Below are 12,958 nucleotides of genomic sequence, written 5' to 3' on the forward strand. Positions count from 1 at the left end.
ATGAGCGAAAAAACCGAGCAACCGACGTCCAAGCGCCTGCGCGATTCGCGCAAGAAAGGCGATGTCGCGTACAGCAAGGACTTCACCCAAACGCTGCTGATCCTGTCGATCTTCGGCTACCTGCTGAGCAACAGCGCGCACATCGTCGAAACGCTGGGCGAGATGATCCTGCTGCCCGGCACGCTGCTGCGCCTGAATTTCCAGGACGCGGCCAACACCCTGGTGATCGAACTGCTGACCAGCGCCGCCTGGGTGGTGCTGCCGTTCCTCGGCATCGTGCTGGGCGTGGGCATCTTCGCCGATGCCATGCAGGTGGGCATCATCTTCGCGTTCGAGAAGCTCAAGCCTTCGGGCAAGAAGCTCAACATCCTGAGCAACGCCAAGAACATCTTCTCCAAGAAGAACCTGGTCGAGTTCCTCAAGTCCGCGCTGAAGATCACCATTCTCTCGGGCCTGCTGGCCACGCTGATCCGCGATGCCATACCGATACTGAGCAGCATTCCGCAGGCCGGCCTGCCGGGCCTGGGCCAGGTCATGGCGACGCTGCTCAAGACCATGCTGGTGCACATCGGGCTGGCCTACAGCGTGATCGCGCTGGCCGATTTCGTCTGGCAGCGCATGCAATACCGCAAGGGTCTGATGATGTCCAAGGACGAGGTCAAGCAGGAGTACAAGCAAATGGAAGGCGACCCGCACATCAAGCACCAGCGCAAGCAGATGCACCAGGAAATGCAGCAAAAGAGCGCGGTGCAAAGCGCACGCGAAGCCACCGTGCTGGTGACCAACCCGACCCACCTGGCGGTCGCGCTGCGCTACGACGAGAACGAAACGCCGCTGCCGCTGATCCTGGCCAAGGGCGAGGGTGCGCTGGCCCAGGCAATGATGGATGCGGCGCGCGAGGCCGGCGTGCCCGTGATGCAGAACATCCCGCTGGCCCGGGCGCTGACCGCCCAGGGCGAAGCCGGTCAATACATTCCCTCCGAGCTGGTCGAGCCCGTCGCCGAAGTGCTTCGGCTGCTGCAGCAGCTCGGCCAGCAGCCCCCGCCCTGAAGGCCTGCGCTCCTCCGTCCATGTCCACTTCCTCCCCCCCTGATGCGGCCGCCGTCGCCCTGCTCCACAGCTATGCCGCGCACCATGGCATTGCCCTCGCGCCCGATGCGAGCACGCTGCAGCTGCTCATCGATGGCCGCTATGCGCTGCGACTTCAGGCCCTGCGCGGCGAAGGCCTGATGGTCAGCGCCCACCTCAGGCCCCTGCCGGAGCCGGGCCTGGCACGCGACGAACTGCTGCTGGCCTTTGCACGGCTGGCCTGCGGCACCATGAAGGAGCAGGCAACCACCTGCAGCGTGGACGCCCGCGAACGGGCCCTCTGGCTGCAGTTGCCGGCGCGCGCGCAGTCGCTGCAGCACATCGACGAGGCCATAGGCACTTTTGTCAATTCGCTCGCTTTCTGGTCCAAAGCCAGTTCTTCCCTCTGACGCGGCCCTTGCGGAGTTTCCTGTTCATGACGCTGTCCCCCTTTCCCTCGCACTCCATGCCCGCGCACTCCGCACTGCCGACACCCTCCATCTTCCCGGCCTGGCCCCGCCGCACGCTGCGCGCGCTGGCCTGCGCCGGTGTTTTCGCCGCCTCCTGGACCACAGCGCAGGCCGGCCCGCCGCCCTGGACCGAGGCCGCTTACAGCTACTATGCGAACAACGCCAGCATGGCCCAGGTCCTGGGCGATTTCGCGAGCAGCTTCAGCCTGTCGCTGGATCTGTCGCCCCAGGCCACGGGCAAGGTCCACGGCAAATTCAACAGCGCCAGCCCCACGGAATTCATCGACCGGCTGGCCAGCGTCTACGGCCTGACCTGGTTCACCCATGCGGGCACGCTGTACGTGGGCCGCACCACCGAAGTCGCGACGCGCAGCATCAGCGCGGGCGGCGGCAACATCGCCACCGTGCGCCAGGCGCTGCTGAGCCTGGGTGTGCTCGATGCGCGCTTCGGCTGGGGAGAATTGCCCGAGCAGGGCATTGCGCTGGTCTCGGGCCCGGCCGCCTATGTCGCGCTGATCGAGCGCACCATGGCCCAGTTGCCGGTGATGGCCGGCGGCCAGCAGGTCGCGGTGTTCCGCCTCAAGCATGCGTCGGTCGACGACCGCACCATTCTTTACCGCGACCGGCAGATCACCACGCCGGGCCTGGCCCAGGTGCTGCGCAACCTGATCGGCGGCCAGTCGGGCGGCTCGGGTGTCAACAATGCGCTGATTTCCTCGGTCGCCCCGGGCCAGGGCCTGCCCGGCCTGCCCGGCATGGCCAGCGCGGCCAACACGGTCGGCCTGGCGTTCGACCCCTACAGCTCCGGCCTGCCCAACGGCCCGTTCGCCTCGGCCAACGGCACGGCGAATGCCACCGGCGCCCAGACCGGCGCCGCCGCGGGCCAGATGATGGCCGGCGGCGCAGGCGCGGGCATGCGCCGGCCCGCGCCATCCATCCAGGCCGATTCACGGCTCAATGCAATCATCGTGCAGGACACGGCCGAGCGCATGCCGCTCTACAGGAGCCTGATCGAGCAGCTCGACATCCCTTCGCCGCTGATCGAGATCGAGGCGATGATCATCGACATCAACTCCTCGCGCCTGGACGAACTGGGCATTGCCTGGAACGCGCGCCGGGGCGGCACGGTCGCGGGCTTCGGCTCGATGGCGACCAAGGGCGACGGCAACGACCTGGTGCTGGGCTCCATCGCGCGCGGCGCCAGCGTCGACCCCACGAGCCTGGTCGTGAGTTCGGGCAACTTCCTGATCAACCGCATCCGCGCGCTCGAAGGCACGGGCGAGGCGCATATCCAGTCGCGTCCCTCGATTCTCACCATAGACAACATCGGCGCGCTGCTCGATCTGTCGGAGACCTTCTACATCCGCAGCATAGGCGAGCGCGTGGCCACCATCACGCCGATCACCGCCGGCACGACCTTGCGCGTCACGCCGCACTATGTGGAGCGCGCCGAAGGGCCGGTGATCCAGCTCGACGTGGACATAGAGGACGGCCAGATCCAGAACACCGAGATCGATTCCCTGCCCACCGTGCGCCGCAGCGTGGTCAGCACCCAGGCCATCGTCGGCGAGGGCCAGACGCTGCTGATCGGCGGCTACAAGAGCACGCAGTCGACGCGCGACGTCAACAAGGTGCCGGGACTGGGCTCGATACCGGTGTTCGGCCTGCTGTTCTCCAACAAGATCCAGAACGAGGCATCGCGCGAGCGGCTGTTCATGATCAAGCCCCGGCTGGTGACGCTGCCCACGGGCGTGGCGGCGGACGTCAACGCGCTGCGTGAGCCGGTCCCCATGCTGCCCATGCCGGCACCGGTGCAGGCCGAACCTCTGGCGCCCATGGCAATGGAACAGCCCTCGCCATGACGGGGTCCAGGCATGCAACCGGGGTGATCGAGTTCAGGGACAGCAAGCCAGGGCCGCAACGAGAGTGTCGTCCCGCGCTCGCCAAGCGAGAGGTGCCCGGCAGCGACAGCCGCTCAGAGGGGGCGTAAAGTCAAAAATCCAGCTCGACCCCGCGCGCCTGCAGCTTGGCGCGCAATGCAGCGCGCGCGCGCGAGAGCCGGCTGCGTACCGTGCCCACGGGCACCGTCAGCAGGGCCGCAGCCGCTTCATAGGACATCTCGTCGACCGCGACCATCAGCAGGATGGAGCGCATGCTCTCGGGCAAGTCCTCGAGCGCGAGTTGCAGGTGGCGCATGCGCTCGGTCTGCTCGGCTTCCTGATCCGGCGCCAGCGCGTCACAAGCCATGTCGGCCAGCACCGATTCATCGGTGAACTCGTAGCGTCGATGCGGAGCGCGTGACAGGTGATTGCGCACCAGATTCATGGCAATGCCGTACAGCCAGGTGGACAGCTCGGACTGCCCTTTGAAGGAGCTATACGAGCGGACGGCCTCCAGGAAAGCCTGCTGGGCCAGATCCTGGGCATCGCTGGGATTGCCGATATTCTTGATGATGAAGCGATAAAGACGCGTGCCGTGCGCCTGTACCAGGCCCTGAAACAGCTCATCGCGCTGCGCCATGGATTGCTCGTCCATTGGCGTCGATGGCTCATTTTCTGCAAGCGCACCGGAGCCCAAGGGACTGGCTTCCCACGTTTGCACCGTTGACTCGTCGATCATATTGGCTACCGCCCATGATGAATTAAGAATGCGGTTTTACCCGCGTAACTAATTCTTACATGCAACGGAGAATTTGTATACACAAGGGAAAACCCACTATTGCATACAACTATTCACGCCAACCTGTATGACCGCCTTTCACACGGGCAGTACATACTCGTAAAGATAATGCGCAGATGGCGCGTCATCCGTGTCCTGGATGTGTCCCGGACACAAAAACCTTGTCTTCCACATGGCTATGCATGCATGCGCATGCGCCACGGGGGCCTGCACCAAACAGGGGATGATTGCGCTGCGCCCGGCGCAAGAGCCGCGGCCTTGGTCTCAGCGCGTCTCGGGCGTTTGCATCTTCAAGGCCGTCAGCTCGGCATGCAGCCACTGCTGCGCCAGTGCGGGAGCGACCGGAAATTGCCCCTGGAGCGCAGCCTGGGCAAAGCGCTCCTGCATGCACGCGTCCACCGCCGCCCGCTGCTGCGGACTGACCGCCTCCGGCGGCAGGCCCAGCGCCCGGCAAGCGTCGAGAAACCCCGCGCTGCGGGCCGCGGCGCTGAACATCAGCTGCGTCATGAAATCGACGCCTTGCAGGGCCTGCTGGCTGGCCTCGGCCATGGTGATCGCCTGCAGCACAAGACGCGACTCCAGGGGCTGGCCGGGCCTGGGGCCAAGACCGAGCTCGCGCACCACGGCATCCTGAATGCCACGGGAAAACGCCCGCCCCAAGGCATCGGCAAAAATCGCCGTGGTATCCACATCGAACTCGGAGCGGGCACCGAAGCGCTCGCTCATGGTGGTTCCGGCCACCCAGACTTTCCACGCAGAGCCGTCGTGCACGACCTGCAACATCTCGCCCTTGCTTGCTGAATCACGGAATGAATTCAGCGAAAGCTGAGCAGTATTTACAGGCAGCAAAAGCGTTGTAATAGTCACAATAATGGAAACCTATTTGATTATTAGTAGATTCTTATTTTTAGTAACCGGAGTCTACAGGTGGTTCCTAATCAAAAACAGCCAAACTGCCAATCACGGGAAATAACTACTGAATATCCGTGATGGTTCCCGTATTATGAAAAAATAAAAGAGTCCTGGCAAGCCTGCGACTTTCTTGCAGGCGGGTTATCCACCACCTTGCGCTGCGGTGAGTTGTTGTGCCGAAGCCGTCGATGCCGCAACCTGTTCCTTGAGCCAGTCGCGAAACACTTCGACCTTGCGCGACTGGCGCTGCAGTTGCGGGCTCACGAGGTAGTAGGACGCACCGGTGCGCACCGGCAGGTGAAACGGCGCGACCAGCTTGCCGCTCGTCAGGTCATCGACCAGCAGCGCGGTCTGCCCGATCGCGATGCCCAGGCCATCGGCCGCGGCCTGCCAGGTCAGGACCGAACTGCTGAACTGCATGCTTTCGACCTCCTGGATTTCGCTCTCGTAGCGGCACAGCCGCGCCCATGTCTGCCAGTCCTTCTGGCGATAGTGCGACACCAGCAGACGCTTGCGCAGCAAGGCCTGCGGATAGGCGGCCTCGGGCGCATTGGCCCGCAGGAATGCCGGACTGCAGATCGGCTCGATCACATCCTCAAACAGGAAGTCCGTATCCATGCCCTGCCAGGCGCCGCGCCCCATCTGGATCGCGAGATCGACCGGGTCGCGGTCGAAATCGACGTCCTTCACGGAGTTGGTGATGACCACCGCGATCTCGCTGTAGCGCGCGTGGAAATCGCTGAGCCGGGGAATCAGCCATTTGGCCGCAAACGTGGTGTAGGTCTGGATGCGCAGCGTGCTGTCCGATCCGCTGCGCATGATCTCGCCCGTGGCCTTGGCGATGCTCTCGAACGCGGGCGCGATGGCTTCGCCGTAGCGCAGTCCGGCCTGGGTCAGGCTGATGCCATGGCGCTCGCGCCGGAACAATTCCGCACCCAGATAGGACTGCAGGACGTTGAGCTGCTTGCTCACCGCCGACTGGCTGATGTGCAGCTCCTTGGCCGCCTGCGTCAGATTGCGCGTTCGCACCACCGCATCAAAGACTTTGAGGGGATTGAGCGGGGGAATCTTCTTGACCATGGCGCGATTCTAGAAGCCCTTGGGCCGCGCCGCCCGGCAGGCCCGGCGCAGATTGTCCACACAGGGGATTGCCGCCGTCCACCCGCAGTTGTCCCGCCTGCAACATCCGGGCAACCCGGCGCCACGCAGAAATGGCATGCGCCACCCCGAGGTCGGCAATAATCGCCGGTGGAGGTGTTAGTGGTGACCATTTCTCTCGCAACCGGCCTGGACTTTGAAGACATGTTCGACCTGGCTCCTGTGTCCCTGTGGATGGAGGATTACAGTGGGCTCAAGCTATTGTTCGACCAATGGCGGGCCGAAGGCGTCACCGACCTGCTCGCCTTTTTGCACGAGGATCCGCAGCGCCTGCAGCGCTGCAGCCATTCGTACAAGGTGCTGCGCGTCAACCAATACACCCTCGACCTGTTCAAGGCGCCGGACCAGCAGACGCTGCAAGACCGCCTGCACGAGGTCTTCCGCGGCGACATGCTCGACAGCATCGTGCCCGAGTTGCTCGCGCTGTGGCAGGGAAAGCAGGACTTCGAAACCCGTTCGGTGAACTACGCGCTCGACGGGCGCCGGCTCGACGTCCAGATCCGCGCGCGGGTGCTGCCGGGCTACGAGGACAACTGGAGCCGGGTGCTGGTCTCGCTCGAGGACGTGACCGCCGAAGTGCAGGGCACGCAACAGTTGCGGCGCAGCGAGCAATATGCGCGTGACCTGTTCGAGCACTCCCCGGTATCGCTGTGGGTCGAAGACTTCAGCGCAGTCAAGCAACTGCTCGACGAAGTGCGTGCACGCGGCATCAGCGACTTCAGGACCTTCCTGAAAGTGCACCCGGAATTCGTCACGCGCTGCATGCGGGAAATCCGCGTGATCGACGTCAACCGGCAGACGCTGGAGATGTTCGGCGCGGCCAGCAAGCCCGAGCTGCTGCACAACCTGTCGCGCGTCTTTCGCGGGGAAATGTACGACTCCTTTGCCGAGCAGCTGCAGGACCTGTGGAACGGCAAGCTGGTTCAGCAGCGCGAAGTGGTGAACTACGCCCTCAACGGCGAGACCCTGCACATCCACCTTGAGCTGTCCATCATGGCCAGCCATGCGAAGAACTGGGAGCTGGTGCTGCTGTCCCTGGTCGACATCACCGCCCGCAAGAAGGCCGAAGCCTATCTCGAGTACCTGGGCAAGCACGATGTGCTGACCCAGCTGCGCAACCGCGCGTTCTACATGGAAGAGCTCAACCGTCTGTCGCGCAAGGGCCCGTGGCCGCTGTCTATGGTCGCCATCGACATGAACGGTCTCAAGGCCGTCAATGACGAGCATGGCCATGCCGCAGGGGACGCCATGCTGCGCCGCCTCGGCGAGGTGCTTGCCAAGGCCGTGGATGACCCGGCGTGCGTCGCGCGCATCGGCGGCGACGAGTTCATGGTGCTGTTGCCGGCCACCGACGAACGCGGCGCGCTGGCCATGCAGGAGCGCATTCTGTCGCTGCTGGACTTGAACAACCAGTTCTACCCCGGGCATACCATCCATCTGGCCATGGGGCACGCCTGCGGCCACGAAGGCGCGTCGATGGAGGCCGTGGGCCACCGCGCGGACCAGGCGATGTATGCCGACAAGGCGCGTTTCTACGCGTCGAAAGAGCTGGATCGGCGGTCCGGGGCAGCGTGAAGGCCTGGACGCGGATTCACACTGCGCTGTCGGTCTGACCTGACGTCTTCACGGCACGCCTGCCTGCCTGATGGCCCAGGCGCAGTGCCTAGAGTGGGGTGTTCGCGTCATCCGACCGGCACTTCACAGGAGAGAAACATGTCCACAGACAAACAGGAACCAGGCAGGGGCAAGGTCGAAAACGACCACAACCAGCAAGGCGGCAAGGCGCCCACCCAGAAGAACGAAGCCCAGCGCACGCCGCAAAGCCGCAGTGACCGCGAATCGCAGATCGGCAGCGGCAACCAGAACCAATCACGGCAGAACAAGGACGGCGGCGGCAGCCAGGGCGCGGGTTAGCGCATGCACGCTCCACCAAATCAAGGGCGCCTATGGGCGTCCTTTCGCATGGAGGCGCGCATCAGCGCTTATTTTCACGATCGCTCGGACCGTTGGTATCGGAAAGCACTTCGGCGGGAGGCTTGAGGTCGCCGCTATCGCCGCCCTCGGCCTGCCAGGTGCCGCCTTCGCGCGCCGTGTTGCCACGCGGATGGCCCATGTCGGTGCCGTCTTCGAAGTTCAGCGGTCCGTCCTGCGGCATGTCGTCGAAGCGGTGCGCGGACGCATCGTCGAGCGAGTCGGCGACGTCCACCTCGGCACTCAGGTGGTCGTTGATATCCTCGCCTTCCGGCAGTTCGGCGTTTGCATCTTCGCTGCGGTCTATTCCAGGCTGATCGGGGTCCTGCGGGGTAGTGTTCGGTATGCGCATGGCGGTCTCCGGTTCCGGCATGGCCTGCATTGGCCAGCTCAGCCACAAGCGTGACCGCGCAGGCGTGCGACAGAGGTCGGTGCAGCACCTTCCTGGAGGTAGGAGCAGGCCGACCGCATTGCACACCCTGCGGCTACTTCTCGCGGTACTTCTCGACGCGTCTGGCCTGGATGCTGTAGCCGCTCACGCCCAGCTCCGAGTTCGCGCGCACCAGCCCCATGGTACCGCTGACCCAGACCGCGCTCATCGACTGGAATCCTTTGACGGGCGCCGCGGATCTCACATGGATGATCTGGTTGGCAGGCGGCGGCGGCGTGTGGATGCAGGCGCCGAAGTACGGCACCAGCAGAAACTCCCGCAGCCCCTTGTCGGCGCTGTCCAGCGGCACGATGAAGCCCGGGATCTTGACTTGGCGCCCATCGAACGACGCCACGGTGGGCGCGTCGTCCCAGACCTTGCGCATGCGCTCGTACAACTCCTGCACGCGCGGATCGGAGTCGGGCAGCGCGCTGAGCTTTTGCAGGTCCTCGAAGGACTTCATCGGGTCCCAGTTGCGCGGCACCAGCGCGTCCCAGCTGATTTCCGTGAACGGCGCGGCCTGCAGCCAGGGCGTCGCGCCCAGGCACAGGCCAGCGGCCAGGCCTTGCAGCAGGCGGCGGCGGCGGGGAAAGGAAGGAGCGCAAAAAGGTGTGAACATCGCGTCAGATTTTCGGAGACAGACCATCGGCCAGCGACAGGCGGTAGGCGCGCCAGCCCGGCAGCAGGCTTGCCAGCCAGCCGGCGACCAGCAGCCCCGCGAGCAGCAGCCACTGCAGGGGCGTAGTTTGCCCCAGATGCAGCGTCAGGCCAAAGCTCGCCTGCAACCAGGGGTTGAGCGCGAGCACGCACACGACCAGCGCGGCGATGCCCGTGACGATGCCCGCCACGGTCAGCACAATGCCTTCGAGCGCGAGCAGCGCCAGCACATGGCGCAGGCCCGCGCCCACGGTGCGCAGCACCGCGAGTTCACGCCGGCGTTCATTGAGGCCCGCAAGAATCACCGACATCAGGCCCGCCATGCTGACCAGGGCCACCAGCCCCGACATCAGCAGCAGCGCCTGCTCGCCCGCGCCCACCACGTCCCACAGTTCATCGAGCGCCACGCCGGGAAGAATCGACATCAGCGGCTCGGCGCCAAAGCCGTTGACCTGGCGCTGCACCGAGAACACGGCCGCGCGGTTGTGCAGGCCCACCAGCGCTGCGGTCACGCTCCTGGGCGTCAAATCCATCGCGCGCGCCGCTTCGGCGCCTATGCGCCGCCCGGGCAGCGGTGCGCCCACGACCCAGTCGACATGGATTGCTTGCAGCGCTTCGAGGCTGATGTGCGCCGTGCGGTCGACGGGCGTTCCTGTGCGCGCCAGAATGCCGGTGATGGTGAAAGGCTTGTCCGCATGGTCGCCGCCGATCTGCACTTCGCCCATGCCATGCGCCAGCGTGATGCGCTGGCCCAGGCTATAGCCCAGGCGCTCGGCGAGTTCGGCGCCGATCACCACATCGTAGAGATCGTGAAAACGCTGGCCTTCGCGCAGTTGCAGCGGCTGCTGCTCACCGTAGCGGAAGTGTTCGAAATAGGCCGGTGTGGTGCCCAGCACGGGAAAGCCCCGGTGCGAGTCGCCCAGCGACAGCGGCACCACCCAGGCGACGCCGCGCAGCTTCTCGAGCGCTTCGACGCTGCTCCAGCGGATGTTGTTGGTCGCCGCGCCGACGTGGAACACCGCGTACAGCAGCAGTTGCGTAGAGCCCGTGCGCGCGCCGACGATCAGGTCGGTGCCCGACACCGCCGAACTGAAGCTGCTGCGCAGATCGGTGCGCACGCGCTCCACGCCCAGCAGCATGAAGGTCGACAGCGCGATCGAGCAGACCGTCAGCGCCAGCGTGAAGCGCCGGTTCCAGGCGCTGCGCCAGGCCAGGCCCAGAAGAAAGCCGCCCTTCATGCGTCCCCCTCGGCGGCACGCGCGGCGCGATTGATCTGCGCCAGCGCCACCTCGCGCCCGAAGCGCTGGGCGATGCGCCGGTCATGGCTCACCAGCACCAGCGCGCTGCCGGCCGCGGCGCAGGCCGACAGCAGCAGGTCCAGAAAAACGTCGCGCCGGTCTTCGTCGAGCGCAGAAGTCGGCTCGTCGGCAATCACCAGGCCCGGCTGGCCCACGAGCGCGCGTGCCGCGGCGACGCGCTGCTGCTGGCCCACCGACAGCGTATGCGCGGGTCTGTCCCAGACCGATGCGTCCAGCCCCATGCCCGCCAGCCAGTGCCGGCCCTCGGCGCGCAGCGAGCGCGCGCTGCGCGCCGCGGCGTCGCGCCGGCGCGTGGAAAAGCGGCAAGGCAGCAGCACGTTGTCCAATGCGGTGAGATAGGGCAGCAGATTGAACTGCTGGAAGATATAGCCCACATGGTCGACGCGGTGGCGGTCGCGCGCGGTCGCGCGCAGGTCCGCCCAGTCCACACCGTCCAGGGCCACGCGGCCCGACCGGGGCAGCAGCACGCCGGCGAGCAGCGACAGCAGCGTGCTCTTGCCGCAGCCGCTGGGGCCGTGGAGAAAAACGGTTTCACCGGCCGCGACCTGCAGCGCAGCAATGTCCAGACAGTCGTGCGCACTGCCCGGCCAGGCAAAGCGCAGGTCCTGCAATTCGAGCAAGCAGCCTGACATGGCGGTGGTCAGCGCGTCAGCCCCAGCCGCGCGGCGCCAGGCCGCAGGCTGCGCTTGAACTGGCCCTGGGGCGCGGCCACCTGGGCATCGATGCTGCGCAGGCGCGGGTAGGCGTCGAACAGCTTGACGTCGATGAAGCGCGCCTGTGCAGCCCTGGTGCAGGTGAACACGATGTCCACGGCGATATCGGCGTGCTCCGCTTTCCCGCCATGGCTGTGGCCCTGGGCGGCACCCAGGCCCAGGGCTTCGGACGCGAGATCGACTCTCGAAAGCCGGCAGGCAGCCGCTGCATCGGGCTCGAACAGCTGATCGGCAGCGTTCAGCCGCGCGACCATGTCCGCGACCCGCTTGCGCTCGGCATCGGTGCGCGGCGCACGCTCGAAGCCGAGGAAACTGTCAAGCGGCGAGGCGATCGCCAGCGTAATGGTCTGCGCGTCGACGGCAACGTCCAGCGTCATATGACCGTGCGTATGCGCGTGCTGGTGCGCGGCTGCGGGCAGGGACGCCGCCAGGGCACTGGCGGCCAGGGCCAGCGCCCGGGCAATGGCACGCATGGGAACCAGGGAAAGTTTGAACATCGGCAACTCCGGGATCACGAAAGAAGACGGGCGCGGCGGAAAAGCCCGCGCCCGGACCGGCAACCAATGTTATACCATCACATCCATTCAGCGCACCGACGTGTCGTTGCCGCCATCATCCACAACGCCAACCCACGGAGCCGGCCCAGGCGTGCTGTGACTTCAGCGCCAGCTTTCTGGCGTGATGGAAGCACCGACCACGGTGAGAATCACGGTTTTCAGGGATGGCGCCCCCATGCGCCATCGGGCTATATTGGGCAGCGCGTGCCCTCCTCGCGCGTCCTGCCCCCCCAATACCATGCCCAAGAACGCGCTGTCGGCCACGCCCATCCTTCCCTGCCCCGTGCTGCTGGTCGAAGACGAGTTGCCCACCCAGGAACGCCTGCTCAAGATCATGTGCGAGCTGGGCTATGCCCGCGACGCCATTCATGTGGCCGGCACGCTGGCGCAGGCCCGCCAGCACACGGCAGCCCAGCGGTTTGCGCTGGCCCTGGTGGATCTGGGCCTGCCCGATGGCAGCGGCATTGATTTCATCGCCGAGCTGCGCCGGCGCGACCCCTCCCTGAGCATCCTGGTGATCTCCGCCTGGAGCACCCAGGACACGATACTGCGCGCGCTGCACGCCGGCGCTACCGGCTACCTGCTCAAGGAACGCGATGACCTGGAAGTGCGGCTGTCGATACGCAGCGTGCTGCGCGGCGGCGCGCCCATCGATCCGTTCATCGCCAGACATATTCTTGCCGAGCTGGCGCAGGCAAAAGACAACGGTGCCCAGGCGGCAGACACCCGGCGGGTCCAGCCGCCTAGCGTCCTGACAACACGCGAAACGCAAATCCTTGCATTGGTCGCCGACGGGAAGTCAAATCGGGATATCGCGGAACATCTGCTTATCTCACGCTACACCGTTGAATGTCACATCACGCACATTTACCGAAAACTGGAAGTGTCCTCGCGCACCAAGGCCATCAACGAAGCGCGTCAGCGCGGCCTGCTCCAATAGCAGCCAGGCGTTGCCACCTCGGCACGCTGCTGCTCGGTATCCTGCTGCTGACCTGCAGCCTGCTCCAGTCGGCCTGGGCGCAGG

At 65.5% G+C, this 12,958-nt stretch carries 14 protein-coding genes; 6 read left to right on the plus strand and 8 right to left on the minus strand.

Annotation, left to right across the window (positions count from 1 at the left end; all coding sequences use genetic code 11):
• Genes sctU through sctC form a run of 3 tightly spaced genes read left to right on the plus strand, consistent with a single transcriptional unit; the run spans position 1 to position 3,400 of the window.
• Positions 1-1,050 (plus strand): type III secretion system export apparatus subunit SctU, encoded by a 1,050-nt coding sequence (sctU, locus tag GVL12_RS01920; RefSeq protein ID WP_159910939.1) that lies wholly within the window; start codon positions 1-3, stop codon positions 1,048-1,050.
• A gap of 20 nt (positions 1,051-1,070) precedes the next feature.
• Positions 1,071-1,478, plus strand: coding sequence for a CesT family type III secretion system chaperone (locus GVL12_RS01925; RefSeq protein WP_159910940.1), 408 nt, complete (start codon positions 1,071-1,073; stop codon positions 1,476-1,478).
• A gap of 26 nt (positions 1,479-1,504) precedes the next feature.
• Positions 1,505-3,400: a type III secretion system outer membrane ring subunit SctC gene (sctC, locus tag GVL12_RS01930; protein WP_159910941.1), complete on the plus strand. Its 1,896-nt coding sequence runs from the start codon at positions 1,505-1,507 to the stop codon at positions 3,398-3,400.
• A 130-nt stretch (positions 3,401-3,530) separates the two neighbouring features.
• Here sctC and GVL12_RS01935 read toward each other — a convergent pair whose 3' ends face one another.
• The 3 genes from GVL12_RS01935 to gcvA form a co-directional block, all read right to left on the minus strand.
• Complete coding sequence (locus GVL12_RS01935) at positions 3,531-4,073, minus strand: RNA polymerase sigma factor (RefSeq protein ID WP_159910942.1); 543 nt, start codon at positions 4,071-4,073, stop codon at positions 3,531-3,533.
• Between the two features lie 408 nt (positions 4,074-4,481).
• Positions 4,482-5,000 (minus strand): hypothetical protein, encoded by a 519-nt coding sequence (locus tag GVL12_RS01940; protein ID WP_159910943.1) that lies wholly within the window; start codon positions 4,998-5,000, stop codon positions 4,482-4,484.
• A gap of 270 nt (positions 5,001-5,270) precedes the next feature.
• Positions 5,271-6,209: a transcriptional regulator GcvA gene (gcvA, locus tag GVL12_RS01945; RefSeq protein ID WP_159910944.1), complete on the minus strand. Its 939-nt coding sequence runs from the start codon at positions 6,207-6,209 to the stop codon at positions 5,271-5,273.
• Between the two features lie 183 nt (positions 6,210-6,392).
• On the opposite strand from gcvA, the gene GVL12_RS01950 reads away from it, so the two are divergent.
• Positions 6,393-7,862 (plus strand): diguanylate cyclase, encoded by a 1,470-nt coding sequence (locus tag GVL12_RS01950; RefSeq protein ID WP_159910945.1) that lies wholly within the window; start codon positions 6,393-6,395, stop codon positions 7,860-7,862.
• Positions 7,863-8,000: 138 nt separating this feature from the next.
• The gene (locus tag GVL12_RS01955) at positions 8,001-8,201 is read left to right on the plus strand and encodes a hypothetical protein (protein WP_159910946.1); all 201 of its coding nucleotides are present in this window, start codon (positions 8,001-8,003) and stop codon (positions 8,199-8,201) included.
• Between the two features lie 61 nt (positions 8,202-8,262).
• Here GVL12_RS01955 and GVL12_RS01960 read toward each other — a convergent pair whose 3' ends face one another.
• From GVL12_RS01960 to GVL12_RS01980, 5 genes are all read right to left on the minus strand, one after another.
• Complete coding sequence (locus GVL12_RS01960; protein WP_159910947.1) at positions 8,263-8,610, minus strand: serine/threonine protein kinase; 348 nt, start codon at positions 8,608-8,610, stop codon at positions 8,263-8,265.
• A 133-nt stretch (positions 8,611-8,743) separates the two neighbouring features.
• Positions 8,744-9,307 (minus strand): DUF3299 domain-containing protein, encoded by a 564-nt coding sequence (locus tag GVL12_RS01965; protein ID WP_159910948.1) that lies wholly within the window; start codon positions 9,305-9,307, stop codon positions 8,744-8,746.
• A 4-nt stretch (positions 9,308-9,311) separates the two neighbouring features.
• Positions 9,312-10,583 carry an FtsX-like permease family protein gene (locus GVL12_RS01970; protein ID WP_159910949.1) on the minus strand — a complete coding sequence of 424 codons (1,272 nt, stop codon included), beginning with the start codon at positions 10,581-10,583 and terminating at the stop codon, positions 9,312-9,314.
• Positions 10,580-11,296, minus strand: a complete 717-nt coding sequence (locus GVL12_RS01975) for an ATP-binding cassette domain-containing protein (protein WP_159910950.1) — start codon at positions 11,294-11,296, stop codon at positions 10,580-10,582. Before GVL12_RS01975 ends, GVL12_RS01970 begins: the two co-directional genes overlap by 4 nt.
• Before the next feature lie 8 nt (positions 11,297-11,304).
• On the minus strand, positions 11,305-11,874 hold the full coding sequence (locus tag GVL12_RS01980) for a DUF2796 domain-containing protein (RefSeq protein ID WP_200843423.1): 570 nt from the start codon (positions 11,872-11,874) through the stop codon (positions 11,305-11,307).
• A gap of 298 nt (positions 11,875-12,172) precedes the next feature.
• On the opposite strand from GVL12_RS01980, the gene GVL12_RS01985 reads away from it, so the two are divergent.
• Positions 12,173-12,874: a response regulator transcription factor gene (locus GVL12_RS01985; RefSeq protein WP_159910951.1), complete on the plus strand. Its 702-nt coding sequence runs from the start codon at positions 12,173-12,175 to the stop codon at positions 12,872-12,874.
• Positions 12,875-12,958 lie beyond the last annotated feature (84 nt).

The organism is Pantoea sp. 18069 (genome assembly GCF_902706035.1).
Lineage (GTDB): Bacteria > Pseudomonadota > Gammaproteobacteria > Burkholderiales > Burkholderiaceae_C > Comamonas.